Genomic DNA, 16770 nt, shown 5'->3' with positions numbered 1-16770 from the left:
GCTTTAAAAGGTTTTTCGAGGGAGCCATCCGCTAATGCGTCCTGTGCGAGCTGTTCAATATCTGAGCTTGCGGACATTAAAATGACGGGGATGTTTTTGGTAAGTGGCTCACTTTTAAATTTCCTGCAGAGTGTTATTCCGTCAATGCCCGGCAGTTGCCTGTCCACAATCAGAAGGTCCGGCATCTCTAATTCATTATCAAGTATCACCGAGCCATTACTATAACCGGTAACTTTATAGCCTTCACTTTCCAGTAAAATGCTCATCGTATCTAATATAAAAGCGTCGTCTTCTATTATTACTATGTGTTTCATGCCGCCTTTGATTTATCAGCCGGTTTTACCGGCAATTCGAAGGAAAATATTGAGCCGATACCCTCTTTGCTTTCTACATATATCTTGCCGCCATGCTGTCTAATGATTTGCGCTGAGATATATAACCCAAGACCTACGCCAGGTATGGAAGACCTTCGCGTACTGTTGACGCGAAAATATCGCTCAAAAATTTTGTGATCAAGACCTTCGGGGATGCCAATGCCAAAATCCTGTACACTCACCCTCACATTTTCGCCTGTTTGTTTTAACGAAACGATGACGGTTTCGGCACCAGGAGAATATTTAACGGCATTGGATACAAAGTTTGCTATCACCTGGCCTATTAATTTGCTGTCAGCCCAGATATTAAAGCTCTTTTCGCCTTCAAATTTGATGTGATGTTGCGGAGACACCCGTTGAACAATTTCTATTTGCTCTTCGATTAAAGCACTGAGGTCAAAAAATTTCATATTCAAAAGAAGCTCGCCTGCTGATAGTTTTGTGGTATCCAGTAAGGTTTTGATCAGTTCAATAAGACGGTCGATTTGACGGTCCATTTTTGTCTGCAACGAGAAGTTAGCTTCGTCCGCCAGACTCTCGAACTTCCGAAGCAGTATTTCTGAATAGGCTTTGATGCTCGTAACCGGCGTTTTCAGCTCATGGCTGGCTACAGCGATAAACTCATCCTTCAACTGTTCCTGAAGCTTGGCCTCGGTAATATCCCGGGCAATAGTGGAAATCCCTATTACTTCGCCTGAAGAATTTCTCACCGGGGACAATGCAATCTGCAGGTCCGCCTGTTTTTGGCTTTTATGAATGCGTACCGTTTAATAAATAGGAACAGCTATTTCGTTTGCGATATCTTTCACCTTTGCAATAAGACCGACGATATCCTGCGGCAACATTACCATCGCCAAAGGTTTACCGATCACTTCGTCGGAGCTGTAGCCATATAGCCGTTCTGCCGCTTTGTTCCAGGTGGTTATCGTCCTATTCATGTCAATAGTCACAATGGAATCCTGGGAAGATTCCACGATTGCGGCAAGAAAATATTTCGCTTCATGATCATTTCGGCCATTCTTATCCCTAAATGCCAGATTTTCATTGTCCATATGTCAACTTTGTTTGCATGAAGAGGACAGCCTCGTTTCAAGCTATTCTCAATAAAGTTACCCTGTTGTCTCAGCTTCCTTTATGCGTTCAAGTGGGTTGAATAGCTTTGAGCGTATGTCTTTCGGAGTTCAGAGTATCGCTTCCTTGCTTTTTAACCTTGTGAATTGGTTCCCAAGTCATCCTCCTCTTTTGAAATCTTCGCTTACTATAGATTTCGATGATCTTTTAATATAAGCCGCAAACAACCAGCCAATAAAAGTTTCAGGTAAAGCCAGCCCTTACAGAGCAAATCAGATAAGCAAACGTGTAAGAAGTCCACGTTTCGCCAGTAATTGACTTATTATTTTCACAGTTTCTTCGAGATTAAGAGCTACCTGAGTTGTTTCATCATAATGCAAGTGGCGCCGGCATGCAGCTACTGCCTTGATCGCAATCCTTTGCAACACGTCAAGGGATTCAAGCAACAGGTGTAAGTTTATCTTATTCGTCATGACCGTGGCTAAATTGGGCCGTTTAGCAAACTACATGAAGATGAAAAGGCTGTGTTTCATATTGACTGGAATCCTGTTTTGTCTCTATGCTGATGCCCAGGTCATTCGCGGAAGGGTACTGGATTCCCTTTCGCATAAGGGGATGCCATCAGCCACTGTTACATTGTTATCATTAGATTCCGCTTTGATCAGGTGCGCTTTCACAGACAGCGTCGGTCACTACGCATTTAGCGGCCCTATCCCATCTCCCTTTATCATTAAATATTCCGCGGTGGGATACTTGGACCGCTACTGTCATGGATTCAATCCGCTTGACAGTCTAACTAGAAATATTCCGGATGTTCTGCTGAAGTCCGATATCAACCAATTACAGGCAGTTACTGTTGTAGGAAAGCGACCGCAGCTGGAATCCAGAAATGACGGGATGATCTATCACCCTGGTAATGATATGGCTATTGCAGGCGGGAATGCTACCGACGTTATGAGAAGAATCCCGATAGTAAACATCGATCAGAATGGCAACGTGAGCATTGCAGGAAAATCAAGCGTCAGGGTATATATCGATAATAAACCTTCGGAGATGTATGCGGTCTCCGTCTCGGATGCACTGAAACAAATCCCGTCAGAGGATATTGAGAAAGTAGAAGTGCTCACCAGTCCTTCCGCACGCTATGAGGCCGAAGGCGCTGACGCGGTAATTAATATCACAACCAAAAGAAGCAAGCAGAACGGAACAAATGTGAACCTTCGCAGTACGGCAACAAGATTTGTCGGGGAAATGGGTGGAGGCATCAAAATCCGGAAAAACTCCATGATCTATTCTTTTGATGCCGGTGCCGGTCACCGTGTATTCAACTGGACAGAAAAGTCTTTGAGAAACGACATTAACGACCAGGCGCCCTCTCTCCTCTACCAGCATACGGATGTACAAAGAAAATCCTGGACTATCTATTCCGGATTAAGCGTTATAAAGATTATCGACAGCTTGAAAACCTTATCTGCAGGTTACCGTTTCAGAAAAGGAAGGGACCATACCTGGAATGAACTGGCTAACAGCTATCAAAAAGAAGGTCACATACCTTCTGAGTATGGGAGAAACATCGAGCAGGAGAACGGGACGATGGGTCATACCCTAAACATTTCCTATAATACAAAATCCCATAGTAAGAAAAGTGAGTTCAACTTGCTTACCGGCTTTTTCACTTATGCCGGTCTTGACAATTATGATCTGGACCAGCAAAGAAATGCAGCAACGGATTATAAGGAGCAGAGCCGCGGCAGCATGGATAACAGGGAGCTGTCTGCACAGGCCGACTATGTACTTAAGCCGAATCAACAATCCACTTTAGAGGGCGGTATCAAAGGAAATTTCAGGCACTACCAGATGAGCTATCATGTGAATTTATTTAATTTTCAAAGTTCAGATTATGTCAAAGACCTTGACAGATCTGACGCTTTTACCTATAACTGGCAGATATATGCAGCCTACATCAATTATACACTTTTGATAAACGAGTGGGACGTGCGGACTGGTCTTCGTTACGAACAGACACGGTTATTTGCCGCTTTTGCAGATACCTCACTGAGAATACCCGATTATAAAAACCTGCTGCCGAGCCTGCTGCTCAGCAGAAAACTCGGAGCGCATAACAACCTGCGGCTAAGCTATAAAAAAAGTATCCTCCGGCCATATCTGGCCTATCTGAATCCCTACATCAACTATATGGATTCCTTCAATATCAGTTTTGGAAACCCTTACCTGGTGCCAGCTGTCCAGCACGGTTTTCAATTGGTTCACAGCTACACTAAAAACAGTTTGTTCTGGACAAGCAGCTTTTTTGTGAACCATCATGCCAACACGGTCGAAAATATAAGACGGTTGCGATCCGATGCCATAACGGAGACCAGCTACCAAAATGCAGGCAGTTTTCAGGAAACAGGTATTACGAGCAGTATTGCTTTGAACAAACAAAAAGGCTTCAGTTTTAATCTCTCCGGCAACCTCCGCTATCTCTCAATCAACAGCCAGGCATTACAACTCACCAGAAAGGCATTTATTTATGGAGCTTCCTTTACACTCTCGTATAGGTTCAATAAAAATTTTGGTATTGAGGCCAGCGCCTATTTTAACCCGAGAACAATTTACCTGCAGGGGTATCAGACCCGGTTTAAAGGGCACTTTTTTTCGGTCCACAAACAATTCTTTCATGAAAAATTAAGGCTCAGTGCCGGTTTGCATGACTTTTTCAGTTCTCATCAAAAACTAAAATCACGTACGTCATTTCAAATGCTGGATCTGTATTCGGAGAATCGCTACCCTGCTGTCACCTATAAATTGGGGGTGACCTACAGTTTTGGCAAGAATGACCTGGTGGTTCCATCAACGCGCAGCACCAATGGTGAAGACTAAAACAAACGGCAGACCGGATGCTGAAAGGAAAATACCCGGCTGGCCGTATTTAGCCCAGGGTGGTTACTTTCATGGAAGGTTGCGAAAATCTCCACCAGATGGGTCATCCAGATCTTAATGATTTAACCGGGTTCATCGTTGCCGCCTTTATCGCCTGGTAGCTTACTGTCAACAGGGCTATGAAGATGGCTGTAGTGCCGGCAATTAAGAATATCCGCCAGCCTATATCAATCCGGCAGGCAAAGTCCAAGAGCCAATGCACCGTTTTTTTTAATAATGGCTTTATATGCTCGTTGCTTAGCTGATATGGTGACAGTGGAAGAATCGCATTCAATATCCGGGAGATTTTTCAGATCATTTCTGAATCCGCCCAAAACGCCAAAATAAACATCGCGATTGAAGTTCTGCCTGTTCATCTGCCCAATAACATTCCCAGGCCTTCTCATTACCATTACCTTGTTAATATTCACCGCAATATCTCTACTCAACATAAAATGTAATTGCTGATATACAATCAAGGTACCCCGCATAAGAGCCACCGAAGTCATAAACTAAACTATTACCAAACCTTTTCTAAGCAAAGCCCCGTCGTTGGTGTTGCCGAATTTTCCTTTTGATATAGCATCTCTCCTGTCAACCGATTAGTCAAAGTAAAATATCTTCCAATGTTTCTGCGGTAGTTGCTGTACTTTATGGTGTCCGTGAATGATAAGGTCATAAGGTTTTCTTAATAAGTCTTGATTATGTACGGTCATTTCTTGCTTGTCCAATTTATTGTACATAACTATTTCTTCAGTACCCAACATATTTGATGTCTGTACAAAATACAAGTTGTAAGCATTTCCTCTGAGTTCATAGTGGAAGCGCGAAATACCTGAAACTCCGGTGTGGTAGTCTTCAATAGTTGATAATAATGAAGTTGGATAATGGCCATTGGTTCTTTTGTATGCTTCGATGTCTTGTATTAATTGCTCACTCTGTTTTATTACGAAGTCTGTGGATTTATCTTTTGCACTTTCAAAATATGCCAGACGAATAGAAATTACTGCCAGTGGAATAACAAAGAGGTAATACGGAATAAAGCCATTTGGAATAGGTCTTAGGTTTACTTTTTTACGGACTAAAAAAAGACAAATGCCGATTCCTAAAATGGCCATTGCTGAAAACCTATTGTCTGATGCAAAAGCACCAAGAGCTGATGCCAAACCAATAATTATAGCTATGATAAAAATAGCTCTTCTAAGATATAAAGGATATTTTACTGTCCGTTCATTTTGTCTATTGGTGACGTTGAGTATAAGCCAAATCAGACCTGTCGGAACTAGAGGTAATGATGCGAAAATCCCAAACTGAAAAATGTAGGAAAGTCCAACCGCAAAATAGTCATAGGCCCCGTGAATGAAAGGAAGAAAAATTCCTGTCAAGATGATAACTATTGTCAACAAAATAGTAAGAATATGTTTCATTCTAACTGCTGATTTTTAGAGGCACCCCATGTTTTATGATGTCAGGAAATTCGATTTATATAATCGTAATTAAAATTGACTTTAAGTCTTCTTGCCTTAGGGCTATCGGCTGAAGGATTTTGCCCTTTCAGCTTTTAAAATAATTGGAGAGCTGTCTGTTAGCGCGTCCGAATTTTTTTGAAGTATACCAAGCAATCCGGTGTATGAACTGGATAGTCTATACCCTTCTTCCCCGGTTACTCTTGTTTGGATTTCTTTCTCTTGCAACCATAACCGTGAGGGTATTGTCATCCAGTCCGGATCCATGCAGTTCATTGATTGCCTGTTGAGCCTCCTTTTCATTCGGCATGGTGACAAAACCGATGCAGCGGCTTTTGTTGGTTCCTTTCTCATAAACTACATAAGCCGAGATTACCTTTCCGAATTCTTCAAAGAGTTCTTTAAGTTCCTGGTTGTCCAGATCATCAGGCAATCCGGCTATAAAAAGATTCATGGATATTTTTTTTCTAAAATTAGGGAATGGTAAAGACAAAGAGGCAAACGTTCAAGCCATTACTGGTGATATCTTCATGGTAAGTCTAAACGGATAATAGTGCGTTTCCTTCCAATACCGGTCCTGTATCATCGTAACCCGAAAATTATCAAAGAAAACTTTCCGTCTCCGCGGACTTATAACCACAAAATAGCTCCATCACCTATTCAATTTCATTTATATTTCTAACCGTTACATTAGGCATTTTTTCGAATATATCCTGCATAAACTTCCTATGATTAGCACCTGCAATAACCACCACTTTATTCAGGCCTAAAGCAATAGCCCGGTTGACGACATTGTTGCACATCCCTTTATTTCTCATAATCCACCAATGTAGTTGTGAAAGCATTTCTTCCTTGGGAAAGTTTTTTATCTCATATAACTCGGGAAAATAAAAATCACCTGAGGCCATAATAACTGATGCTTCGTCTGTGTTTAGCCATTCGGTTACTTTGTTCGATTTTTTTTCAATCCTTATACTTTTTTCAAAGCCCTGCTCTCTTTTGTTAAGTATCGCTTTTAGTTCAGCAATTTGAGCGGTAGTTGAATCTTTTATGAGGTTTTCAAACTTAGTATGAAATGCCACCGAAGCTGCCGACCAATTCAAATCATAGTCCTGGCAATCCATCGGCAACAACTCCTGAATGTTGAAGTTCTGCATCATCGGGAATGCTATATATGCATATTCAGAAGTTTTTAGCCTTTTCATACTTCGTCCAGTTGTATCTAAATGAGGACTAAGTAATTTATTTACATAGTTTTCAAGATCGGCATTGGGTACATGTTGGAGATTACTGAACACTTGCCAAAACTGATAATGGCCATTTGCAACATCTTGATTAAGATAATAAGCATGAGCCAAATCGGTTTTTAATTGGTAGTCTTTGGGGTTCACTAAAGCCAGTTTTCTTAAACTATCGATTGTCTTGGGAAGAGCATCTGCGGTTATATTTCTATTTGCTCTAAGCATTTCCAGCCGTTTAACATTTGACGACTTACACCAGTAATCCATAACCAGCCGCTCATCTTCCTTACTTAAAAATTCCCCGAAAAATGCGGAGGGTTTAAACTTTTTTATTTTGGCATGAATGCCTGAAAAATCCTGGTCAGGGTAATTGCTATAGTTATGGGAGGCCCCGATTAGTAAAATGTCAACTTTTTGAGCGTTGACGTTTATGGATAGGACCAGCAAAAAAAGGAGGGTATACTTCATGTTTTTAGTTTAATTACAGGCATTTATCACTTGCAGGCGGTCTCAAATTGCTACTGCAACGTTTAGCTAAAATATCTTTTTAAGTTGATCAATAATAATTCGGTTAAAAACTTTTGCCAGGAATATCCGCCAATTTTCCCTAACTGGGCGTTATACGAAAACCAGGTGGATTGAGTTGGGTTGAGCACATTCGTCGGCATTTGATCACCAGTTTTATGGCCTTATAACCGTCTTACTTGCCTGAAGCCAAGCATCCTTCGGAAACACAGGGTATAAATCCGTATTCAATACTACGACGAATGCAAGTCTGTTAATGACAAAAAGCGGAAAACCAGAATGTATATAATATCGAAAACAAACCGTTCGATGGAAAAAACATTGCCATTGACCACCTTCGCCATTATGCATTAAGCAAGTGCACCGGCACCAATTGACCACTTGCACCAGTTTTATCTGAATTGCCATAGCTCAAACCTGTATTGAATTAGGGATATTTTTGATTGAGTTGATTAGAGCAAGGGTAGAATATATTTATGAGGGGTCAATCCAGTTTGGCAAAAGTGGTCAAGCGTAAAGGTTTGTCTACTTAACCGGCTGACGCCGGCAAAAGACTACCTTAAGGAAAGCATTCATTTTTCCGGACAGGGATTTTAGGTGACATTTGCATGTGATGTTGGAGGCAGTACCAGGAACTATACTCACATAGATTTGCGCAACTCCGTAGTAAAACAAGAAAAACACAACACATTGATAAACACAACTGTTGATACCGCAAATTTTGGATAGCTTGCATTCGGCTGCTGCGTATATTAATTGTTGTACGGCACCTTTATGACAGTCTCTAATTTCCTAACAATAATTCTTTTGACGCTTTCTTTGTCAGGTTGCTCACAAATGGACAATTCAAAAAACTTAACAAGAGTTCGAGAGCTTTCAGAGAAATCAGGAATTGAAATGATTGTTATTGACGAAGCAGAGAAGATAACTAAGGTTGGGGCGACAAGGTTTGTCAGAAGGTTAATACTTTCAAGTTATATTGACGACCCTATCCAATCGTCAATCATGCAAGAAACCCCAAAAGGCAGGACAGTTGAATTGCCTGGCATTTCCTTTTTGGTTGACAATAGCACAATTGAAAGTCTTGTTGACACATTGAATAAAAAGTTTGCTTACAGACAATATCTGACTTTCATTTCAAACGACGATACCAGAGACGATAAAAAACAAACTCTTTCGATTATTCACACAGCAGACAAGTTTAATGCTCTTAGACTTCAACAAACAACCGGAGGTAGTTTTCATTTTTCAACCGACAGTTTAATTCAAAAGCTTCAAGCATTTGAAAGCAAATACCCATTTCACTTTATTGGTGTTGGCGATGACTGGCTCCTAATAAAAACCAATAACACGCCGATAGACTGGTTGGACTTCGCTAAGGAAGTTTTGAAAGTCTGTCCTGTTGAAGACGAGATTGAAATAAATGAATATGCAAATGGACTTAAAAAAAGCAATGGAAGAGTTTCAATGTGGTGGGACTAAGGCGCCGTACAACATTAGTATTGCCAATAGTGGGGCTTGACATTGGAGCAATCAGCAGCGGTAATTCTGCTGTGCTGCGGTTCGGGGCTCGACGAATAAAGCCCAGCTTTAGTTCTTAATATTTAACTTTATCAAAAGGCCAGGCAGCAGTTCCGGCGGACGGAATTCGATTTCCCCACCATCGGCAATACCTGCCCGTTACCGGCAAGCTCAGACAGACCATTCGTTTATGACACCAGAAGAATTTGTAAGAGGTTTTTACCAAGAAAGACAACAACTATTTGACACATATTTCAACGGAGATGGTTCGGCACAAGCCTCTTCTTTGATTGCTGATTTAAAACTTGATGAACGAGGAGCAGAACGTTTACGGCAAATCATCTTTACGACATTGCGAGATGCCTATTATGCGGTTCTGTTAGGACTTGATGGCGAGGCTTCCATTGGAGACAGACAGGAGACGTACAGGATTTTCGATGAACAAGGCAACGCGTTATCAGGTGGTGAAATCGAAGGTTACGCTTATGAGTACTTTTACAATAACAAAGTGGAAGTGGACAAAGGCGAAGCGGATTTTATTGCAATCTTAAAGTATTTTACACCTGAACAAGGCGGTCGCAGCACACCATTTTTTTCAACAGGCTATAGACCACAATTGAAGTTTGATTTTGATGAAATGCAAACCTTTGGTCAACAAACATTCATAGATAGAAAAATGGTTTTCCCCGGTGACACAGTTGAAGCTGAAATTAAAATGCTTTCAGTAGAGCATTTTGCCGGACGACTTAAAGAAAAGATGAAGTTTGAGTTCAGAGAAGGCTCCAGAGCTATTGGAACAGGACAAATCAAACACATTTTGAACAGCAAGCTACGACAAGCCAGCCGGTAACATGGCATTTCTGCAACAGCGGCAGAAGAATAAGTGCTGAACAAATCAACAATATCAATAAACTTAGGCTGACGGCCACGGAATTCTGCTACTGCAGAAATGCCCGAGACGTTACGAACCATTTGATTTGTCCCGCCAGCTCGCAGATCGCTAATTTGTTGAAAGAAATGGAATCAGAAATAACACTTCAGATTGTTCTTACCAAACCCACTCCAGGGGTAGTCTTTGGCTTGCAAAAAGGTTCTGGTAATAATTACGAAACACTTCAAAGACAAATTTCTGCGTTCACCGATCTATCTTTTAGGTTTACAGTAAAAGTAAAGGGTGATCGAGCAAAGGAAAAGTTCCCCACATTTTCTGGCAGTTATGTTCAAGGACCTTCAGGTAGCAAGTTTGTGTATATTGACATCGGAACTTATGCAGGTCAATCTGATACCCCATGGTCGAGGCGACTTAAAATTCCTCTAACGGGAATTACCTGGGAAGACATTGATTCGCTATCTGGCGATTCAATGCTGGAGACGAATGTTCCCGGTACTGGTAGAGACGGTGGACCAAACTGCGCGACTGTAAAGCCATTTAAAGGGTGGGTGCTTAAGCAGCTATAAGCGACCCTTGAACGGTGTATAACATTTGCTTGCCAAAATAGCGGCAGAAACTAACTATTAAGCAGACGAATAATTTGTCTACATTAGAATACAAATCAGCGAAAGTGCTGCCAGTACCGCTACTTCGTCAATTAGTCTAACGTTGGGTGTCATTTTATCACCAACTCCTTTCAATCATAAAAAGTAATTTACATTCAAAAACTATGAAGTCACTCAAATCTAAACTGATATTGCTTATAATTTTTTATACACATACCATTAATGCTCAAGTATTAACCAATGAGGCAGAAAAAACTATAAGGCATGGTACATTACTTTCAGAACAATTCGCTTCAACAATTCTAAAGGAAAACCGCACGGGTCTTAATCCAAGACGTAACATTCAGGTATTCCTGCCGCCGGGTTATGACACTTCAAAGAAGTTATACCCGGTATTATATTATTGTCACAATATTTTCTGGAATGCTGAAAAGTTACTTGAAGACGGAAGACTGGTTTCTTTAATAGAGACCGGCTTTGCAAATGGAGTGGTTAAAGAATTTATTTTCGTAGCTGCAGATTACAGCACACCCACAACTGGCAGCGTTTATGAAAATTCACCCGTTACAGGACGCTGGCTCGATTTTACAGTAAAAGAATTGGTACCTTTTATAGACGGTAAATTTCGTACCATAAAAAGCAGGGATAGCCGTGCCATAACAGGTGACATGATGGGTGCAAGAGGTGCGTTAAAACTGGCAATGGTTAATGCTGATGTTTTCAGCGTTGTTTATGCGCTAAATCCGGTAGCTGCTGGCACAGGTGATATTCCATGGTCTTACGTGAGCTTAGATTGGAAAGCCATACATCAGGCTAAGTCTTTTGCAGATATAACTGATGGACGTACTAGGCTTTTTATAACATTTAACCAGGCATTCTTACCCAACCTAAATCGTCCGCCATTTTATTGTGACTTTTTCATGGAAATGGAAAACGGCGAACCAAAACTGAATGTTGCCAATGCGAGGAAGATGCAAAGAGAATTACTATTAGATGAAATATTAGGTGAAAGTGAAAAAAGCCTTCGCACCATGCGTGGCATAGCTTTCGATTGGGGACGCTTTGATGAAACAAGAGCGCATGTTGAGTCAAACCGCGATTTAAGCCGCAAATTGCAGGACCTTGGCATTGAACATGAAGCAGAAGAATATGCCGGCAATCCTTATGATAAAAACTGGATTGCCAACGGACGATTTTTTTCCCGTGTGCTTCCTTTTTTAAACAGGCATCTTGTGTTTAATGAAAATTAGCGAGCTATTGCACTATTATGAAACATGTAATTAGGATGGTTTTACAATGAAATAAATTGAGAACCAATCTGACAACATAAAAAACGAACGCCCAACACGGGTAAACAAAAGTTTCCGAATCCAAGATTGTCGTAAGGTGGTATTAGAAAGAAGAACCGCTAAAATTAGCCGTTCCTACTTACCCCGTAATTTTCAATGACTGTATTAATCCATCAGCTATTTCTAAATGATAACTCAATACAATAGGGCTGCCGTCAAATTTTCCTGAAGCTTCTGCTTTTAAAATGCTTTCCGTTCCTTTTTCTTCATAGCTTATGGGCTGCATTGTAGCATGGTATCGCACGTTGGCATCGGCTATCCAATGTTCTATCTCTTTTCGTCCCTTGTGCGTTTTGCCCTCATCATAGACCACTGCTGTCTCGGAAAAACAGTTTGCGTAAGCAACGCTATCAAAGTTGTTTTGTGTTTCTACTAAATCTGATACTACTTTCGGTAAGTTCATTATTTCGTATTTCTATAATTATTAAATAGTGGGTATAGTTCCACCGTCAATTACAAATTCGGTTCCTGTCAGATAATTGGCCCTTGGCGAAACCAAAAACCCAACCAATTCAGCAACTTCTTCTGGTTCTGCAGGTCTGCCATAAGGTACACCTCCAAGAGCATTCACAACATTTTGTTGAGCTTCCTCGATGGAAATATTTGAGTGTTTGGCAATCGTTTCCAACCATACTTTCGTATTTTCTGTCCTGATCCATCCCGGGGAAACAGTCAGCACACGAACACCTTTTGGCGTAACTTCATTTGATAAGCTTTTACTGTAATTGATTAAGCCTGCTTTTGCAGCGGCATACGGCAAAGTTGAATCGTACAGCGGCAATTTGCCCTGTATGGAAGCGATGTGAATGATAACACCACTTTTTCGATCGATCATTTAGGCGAACATTGGAAGCAACGTCTGATTTCTTTCTTCTGCTGATAATCATCCGCCTTTTAGCACGATTCATGTAGCAATACTGATAAACAATTCTACATGCGTTACCATATACTTGCCACTGATTATGACGGTACGATAGCCCACCACGGAAAGGTAAAGCCTAAAACCATAGAGGCTTTGAAACAATTGAAGGAGTCTGGCAGAAAAATCGTACTGGTTACCGGAAGAGAATTGGATGAACTGATGACCATTTTTCCCGAATACGGGCTATTTGATTTAATTGTCGCAGAAAATGGTGCACTGATTTATCATCCCGCGACCATGGAAGAATTCTTGCTTGGGGAACAGCCACCGGCCGACTTCATCCAGGCGCTTCATCAGCAGGAGGTAACCCCCCTCTCAATAGGTAAGGTTATTGTGGCTACCTGGGAGCCTCACCAGAACAAAGTTTTGGAAACGATTAAACATTTTGGCTTGGAGCATCAGGTGATTTTTAACAAAGGGGCGGTAATGATTTTACCGCCTGGCATAAATAAATCGAAAGGACTACATACAGCACTTCAACGTATCCACTATTCAATCCACAATACGGTTGCGGTTGGCGATGCTGAAAACGATAATGCTATGTTGCAGGCTGCTGAATGTTCTGTTGCCGTGGCCAATGCGCTTCCTTCGGTGAAGGAGGCCGCAGCTGTTGTTACCAAAGCCGATCATGGCGAGGGGGTAGAAGAAATGATTGTCCAATTGCTGGAAAATGATCTTGCCTCAGCCGACGAAAGGTTAATTAAACACTATCTGCCATTGGGTAAACATGAAGACGAAAGCGACTTTTGTATCGCCCCCTATCGAAAAGGAGTTCTGTTAGCGGGTAGTTCCGGAGGTGGAAAATCAACGTTAACCATTGCTTTTCTTGAAAGCCTGGTAGTACATGCTTATCAGTTTTGCCTGGTGGATCCGGAGGGAGACTATATAGACTTCCCCTCGACTGTGGTTTTGGGAGATCCTGAAAAAGAACCTTCTATGGAAGAGCTAAAGACATTGCTTAAAACTTCATCACAAAATGTTGTCCTTTGTGTGCTGGCGATCCCTATAGATAAAAGACCCGCTTTTTTTAACGAATTCCTGTTAACGGTCAATGCCATTAAACACGAAACTGGACATCCTCACTGGATATTGCTGGATGAGGCGCATCATTTGTTGCCTGCTAAAATGGAAGACAGCTTTTTCAAGATTCCGGAAAGCCTTAACAATATATGGCTGATAACCACGCAACCATCTTTGGTAAATAAAGCGATCATGCAAAACATAGGTTCCATTATTGCGATCGGCAGTGAGCCGCATGGCATGTTACATGAATTTTCAAAGGCCAGGAACCTCGCACTGAATGCGTCGACCGTAAAACCTTTGGAACAGGGGAAGGCCTGGGTATGGAATGCAGAAACAAATAAATTGCCTTTTATTATTTCGACTAACGAACCAAGGCATATCGCCAAAAGGCATAAGCGAAAATATGCCAAAGGCAATATGGATTACAATAGCTTTTACTTCACCGGACCAGAGAAAAAATTACACCTGAAAGCTTACAATATCGTCATATTTACGGAGCTGGCTGAAGGAGTTGATGATGAGACCTGGATGTTTCATCTTAAAAGGAATGATTACTCCAAATGGTTCAGATATCTTGTACACGATGATGAACTTGCCGATTTAACCAAACAGGTGGAAGATACAGAAGATAATCCCCGCCGCTCAAGGGACAATATCATTAACCTTGTAAGAGAACGGTATACTGCGGAGGCATAAAAAAAGAATTTTTCAGGCAAAAAATTAAACTGTCACAGGTTACCTATCTGGACGACCTGCATAGAGAATGATTGACCGTCTAATCAATAAGTCCCCTATAATTGCCTGACCCTTCTTTATATCTTTCCAAGATATATTTTACTGGGATAGCCTGGCACAAAGAATTATATCAGAAACTGTATGGCGGTGGCAGTGCCATGTGATAGCGGCACAGACCCGGCTTCAGGGAAATAAAGATTTAATTATTGAAGCTCTTTGGAAAAAAGGAGGCCTAAAAAAAGACGGCAGATGATTTTTGAAGTATTTGATATAACTTTTTCTTGCGGGGTGCTTTGAAAGAACTGTTACGAAGAATTAAGTAGCGAGGCCAACATATTAAATAGATTATTGGCTTTAAAAGGTTTTTCGAGGGAGCCATCCGCTAATGCGTCCTGTGCGAGCTGTTCAATATCTGAGCTTGCGGACATTAAAATGACGGGGATGTTTTTGGTAAGTGGCTCACTTTTAAATTTCCTGCAGAGTGTTATTCCGTCAATGCCCGGCAGTTGCCTGTCCACAATCAGAAGGTCCGGCATCTCTAATTCATTATCAAGTATCACCGAGCCATTACTATAACCGGTAACTTTATAGCCTTCACTTTCCAGTAAAATGCTCATCGTATCTAATATAAAAGCGTCGTCTTCTATTATTACTATGTGTTTCATGCCGCCTTTGATTTATCAGCCGGTTTTACCGGCAATTCGAAGGAAAATATTGAGCCGATACCCTCTTTGCTTTCTACATATATCTTGCCGCCATGCTGTCTAATGATTTGCGCTGAGATATATAACCCAAGACCTACGCCAGGTATGGAAGACCTTCGCGTACTGTTGACGCGAAAATATCGCTCAAAAATTTTGTGATCAAGACCTTCGGGGATGCCAATGCCAAAATCCTGTACACTCACCCTCACATTTTCGCCTGTTTGTTTTAACGAAACGATGACGGTTTCGGCACCAGGAGAATATTTAACGGCATTGGATACAAAGTTTGCTATCACCTGGCCTATTAATTTGCTGTCAGCCCAGATATTAAAGCTCTTTTCGCCTTCAAATTTGATGTGATGTTGCGGAGACACCCGTTGAACAATTTCTATTTGCTCTTCGATTAAAGCACTGAGGTCAAAAAATTTCATATTCAAAAGAAGCTCGCCTGCTGATAGTTTTGTGGTATCCAGTAAGGTTTTGATCAGTTCAATAAGACGGTCGATTTGACGGTCCATTTTTGTCTGCAACGAGAAGTTAGCTTCGTCCGCCAGACTCTCGAACTTCCGAAGCAGTATTTCTGAATAGGCTTTGATGCTCGTAACCGGCGTTTTCAGCTCATGGCTGGCTACAGCGATAAACTCATCCTTCAACTGTTCCTGAAGCTTGGCCTCGGTAATATCCCGGGCAATAGTGGAAATCCCTATTACTTCGCCTGAAGAATTTCTCACCGGGGACAATGCAATCTGCAGGTCCGCCTGTTTTTGGCTTTTATGAATGCGTACCGTTTAATAAATAGGAACAGCTATTTCGTTTGCGATATCTTTCACCTTTGCAATAAGACCGACGATATCCTGCGGCAACATTACCATCGCCAAAGGTTTACCGATCACTTCGTCGGAGCTGTAGCCATATAGCCGTTCTGCCGCTTTGTTCCAGGTGGTTATCGTCCTATTCATGTCAATAGTCACAATGGAATCCTGGGAAGATTCCACGATTGCGGCAAGAAAATATTTCGCTTCATGATCATTTCGGCCATTCTTATCCCTAAATGCCAGATTTTCATTGTCCATATGTCAACTTTGTTTGCATGAAGAGGACAGCCTCGTTTCAAGCTATTCTCAATAAAGTTACCCTGTTGTCTCAGCTTCCTTTATGCGTTCAAGTGGGTTGAATAGCTTTGAGCGTATGTCTTTCGGAGTTCAGAGTATCGCTTCCTTGCTTTTTAACCTTGTGAATTGGTTCCCAAGTCATCCTCCTCTTTTGAAATCTTCGCTTACTATAGATTTCGATGATCTTTTAATATAAGCCGCAAACAACCAGCCAATAAAAGTTTCAGGTAAAGCCAGCCCTTACAGAGCAAATCAGATAAGCAAACGTGTAAGAAGTCCACGTTTCGCCAGTAATTGACTTATTATTT

The 16770-nt window shown here is 41.4% G+C and carries 18 protein-coding genes; 6 read left to right on the top strand and 12 right to left on the bottom strand.

Going from position 1 to position 16770, the window contains the following annotated elements; all coding sequences use genetic code 11:
* The 3 genes from F0364_RS24010 to F0364_RS24000 all read right to left on the bottom strand — a co-directional run.
* The coding region (locus F0364_RS24010; protein WP_153796816.1) for a response regulator transcription factor at nucleotides 1–314 on the bottom strand (314 nt) is incomplete at its 3' end.
* Complete coding sequence (locus tag F0364_RS24005) at nucleotides 311–1084, bottom strand: sensor histidine kinase (protein WP_153796248.1); 774 nt, start codon at nucleotides 1082–1084, stop codon at nucleotides 311–313. The genes F0364_RS24005 and F0364_RS24010, both read right to left, overlap by 4 nt.
* A gap of 57 nt (nucleotides 1085–1141) precedes the next feature.
* Nucleotides 1142–1426 carry a PAS domain S-box protein gene (locus F0364_RS24000; RefSeq protein ID WP_153796249.1) on the bottom strand — a complete coding sequence of 95 codons (285 nt, stop codon included), beginning with the start codon at nucleotides 1424–1426 and terminating at the stop codon, nucleotides 1142–1144.
* A 490-nt stretch (nucleotides 1427–1916) separates the two neighbouring features.
* On the opposite strand from F0364_RS24000, the gene F0364_RS23995 reads away from it, so the two are divergent.
* Nucleotides 1917–4328, top strand: a complete 2412-nt coding sequence (locus F0364_RS23995; RefSeq protein WP_153800362.1) for an outer membrane beta-barrel family protein — start codon at nucleotides 1917–1919, stop codon at nucleotides 4326–4328.
* A 227-nt stretch (nucleotides 4329–4555) separates the two neighbouring features.
* Here the strand turns inward: F0364_RS23995 and F0364_RS23990 are convergent, their stop codons facing one another.
* The 4 genes from F0364_RS23990 to F0364_RS23975 all read right to left on the bottom strand — a co-directional run bounded on the left by F0364_RS23990 (nucleotide 4556) and on the right by F0364_RS23975 (nucleotide 7542).
* Nucleotides 4556–4819, bottom strand: coding sequence for a hypothetical protein (locus F0364_RS23990; protein ID WP_153800361.1), 264 nt, complete (start codon nucleotides 4817–4819; stop codon nucleotides 4556–4558).
* 150 nt (nucleotides 4820–4969) lie between these two features.
* Nucleotides 4970–5794: a hypothetical protein gene (locus F0364_RS23985; RefSeq protein WP_153800360.1), complete on the bottom strand. Its 825-nt coding sequence runs from the start codon at nucleotides 5792–5794 to the stop codon at nucleotides 4970–4972.
* Nucleotides 5795–6011: 217 nt separating this feature from the next.
* Nucleotides 6012–6287 carry an RNA recognition motif domain-containing protein gene (locus F0364_RS23980; RefSeq protein WP_153800359.1) on the bottom strand — a complete coding sequence of 92 codons (276 nt, stop codon included), beginning with the start codon at nucleotides 6285–6287 and terminating at the stop codon, nucleotides 6012–6014.
* 202 nt (nucleotides 6288–6489) lie between these two features.
* Nucleotides 6490–7542 (bottom strand): DUF5694 domain-containing protein, encoded by a 1053-nt coding sequence (locus tag F0364_RS23975; RefSeq protein ID WP_153800358.1) that lies wholly within the window; start codon nucleotides 7540–7542, stop codon nucleotides 6490–6492.
* 894 nt (nucleotides 7543–8436) lie between these two features.
* Between F0364_RS23975 and F0364_RS23970 the strand changes: the two genes are divergently transcribed.
* From F0364_RS23970 to F0364_RS23955, 4 genes are all read left to right on the top strand, one after another.
* Nucleotides 8437–9081 carry a DUF4253 domain-containing protein gene (locus tag F0364_RS23970; protein ID WP_207632855.1) on the top strand — a complete coding sequence of 215 codons (645 nt, stop codon included), beginning with the start codon at nucleotides 8437–8439 and terminating at the stop codon, nucleotides 9079–9081.
* Between the two features lie 229 nt (nucleotides 9082–9310).
* Nucleotides 9311–9970 carry an EF-Tu C-terminal domain-related protein gene (locus F0364_RS23965; RefSeq protein WP_153800356.1) on the top strand — a complete coding sequence of 220 codons (660 nt, stop codon included), beginning with the start codon at nucleotides 9311–9313 and terminating at the stop codon, nucleotides 9968–9970.
* 167 nt (nucleotides 9971–10137) lie between these two features.
* Complete coding sequence (locus tag F0364_RS23960) at nucleotides 10138–10578, top strand: DUF5990 family protein (RefSeq protein ID WP_153800355.1); 441 nt, start codon at nucleotides 10138–10140, stop codon at nucleotides 10576–10578.
* A gap of 203 nt (nucleotides 10579–10781) precedes the next feature.
* The gene (locus F0364_RS23955; protein WP_153800354.1) at nucleotides 10782–11867 is read left to right on the top strand and encodes an alpha/beta hydrolase-fold protein; all 1086 of its coding nucleotides are present in this window, start codon (nucleotides 10782–10784) and stop codon (nucleotides 11865–11867) included.
* A 178-nt stretch (nucleotides 11868–12045) separates the two neighbouring features.
* On the opposite strand, the gene F0364_RS23950 is transcribed toward F0364_RS23955, so the two are convergent.
* Both F0364_RS23950 and F0364_RS23945 read right to left on the bottom strand, forming a co-directional pair.
* The gene (locus F0364_RS23950) at nucleotides 12046–12369 is read right to left on the bottom strand and encodes a nuclear transport factor 2 family protein (protein WP_153800353.1); all 324 of its coding nucleotides are present in this window, start codon (nucleotides 12367–12369) and stop codon (nucleotides 12046–12048) included.
* A 21-nt stretch (nucleotides 12370–12390) separates the two neighbouring features.
* Nucleotides 12391–12801 (bottom strand): SDR family oxidoreductase, encoded by a 411-nt coding sequence (locus F0364_RS23945; RefSeq protein ID WP_235921231.1) that lies wholly within the window; start codon nucleotides 12799–12801, stop codon nucleotides 12391–12393.
* Nucleotides 12802–12900: 99 nt separating this feature from the next.
* Here F0364_RS23945 and F0364_RS23940 point away from each other — a divergent pair, with 99 nt between their 5' ends.
* Nucleotides 12901–14607: an HAD family hydrolase gene (locus tag F0364_RS23940; protein ID WP_153800352.1), complete on the top strand. Its 1707-nt coding sequence runs from the start codon at nucleotides 12901–12903 to the stop codon at nucleotides 14605–14607.
* Nucleotides 14608–14951: 344 nt separating this feature from the next.
* Here F0364_RS23940 and F0364_RS23935 read toward each other — a convergent pair whose 3' ends face one another.
* Genes F0364_RS23935 through F0364_RS23925 form a run of 3 tightly spaced genes read right to left on the bottom strand, consistent with a single transcriptional unit; the run spans nucleotide 14952 to nucleotide 16423 of the window.
* Entirely contained in the window at nucleotides 14952–15311 is a 360-nt protein-coding gene (locus F0364_RS23935) for a response regulator transcription factor (protein WP_153800351.1), read from the bottom strand.
* Nucleotides 15308–16081 carry a sensor histidine kinase gene (locus tag F0364_RS23930; protein WP_153796248.1) on the bottom strand — a complete coding sequence of 258 codons (774 nt, stop codon included), beginning with the start codon at nucleotides 16079–16081 and terminating at the stop codon, nucleotides 15308–15310. The genes F0364_RS23935 and F0364_RS23930 overlap by 4 nt, the downstream gene beginning before the upstream one ends.
* 57 nt (nucleotides 16082–16138) lie before the next feature.
* On the bottom strand, nucleotides 16139–16423 hold the full coding sequence (locus F0364_RS23925) for a PAS domain S-box protein (protein ID WP_153796249.1): 285 nt from the start codon (nucleotides 16421–16423) through the stop codon (nucleotides 16139–16141).
* Between the last annotated feature and the right edge of the window lie 347 nt (nucleotides 16424–16770).

The sequence above is a fragment of the Foetidibacter luteolus genome, from assembly GCF_009650435.1.
Taxonomy (GTDB): Bacteria; Bacteroidota; Bacteroidia; order Chitinophagales; family Chitinophagaceae; genus Foetidibacter; species Foetidibacter luteolus.
This window is presented reverse-complemented; position numbering and strand designations above follow the sequence as displayed.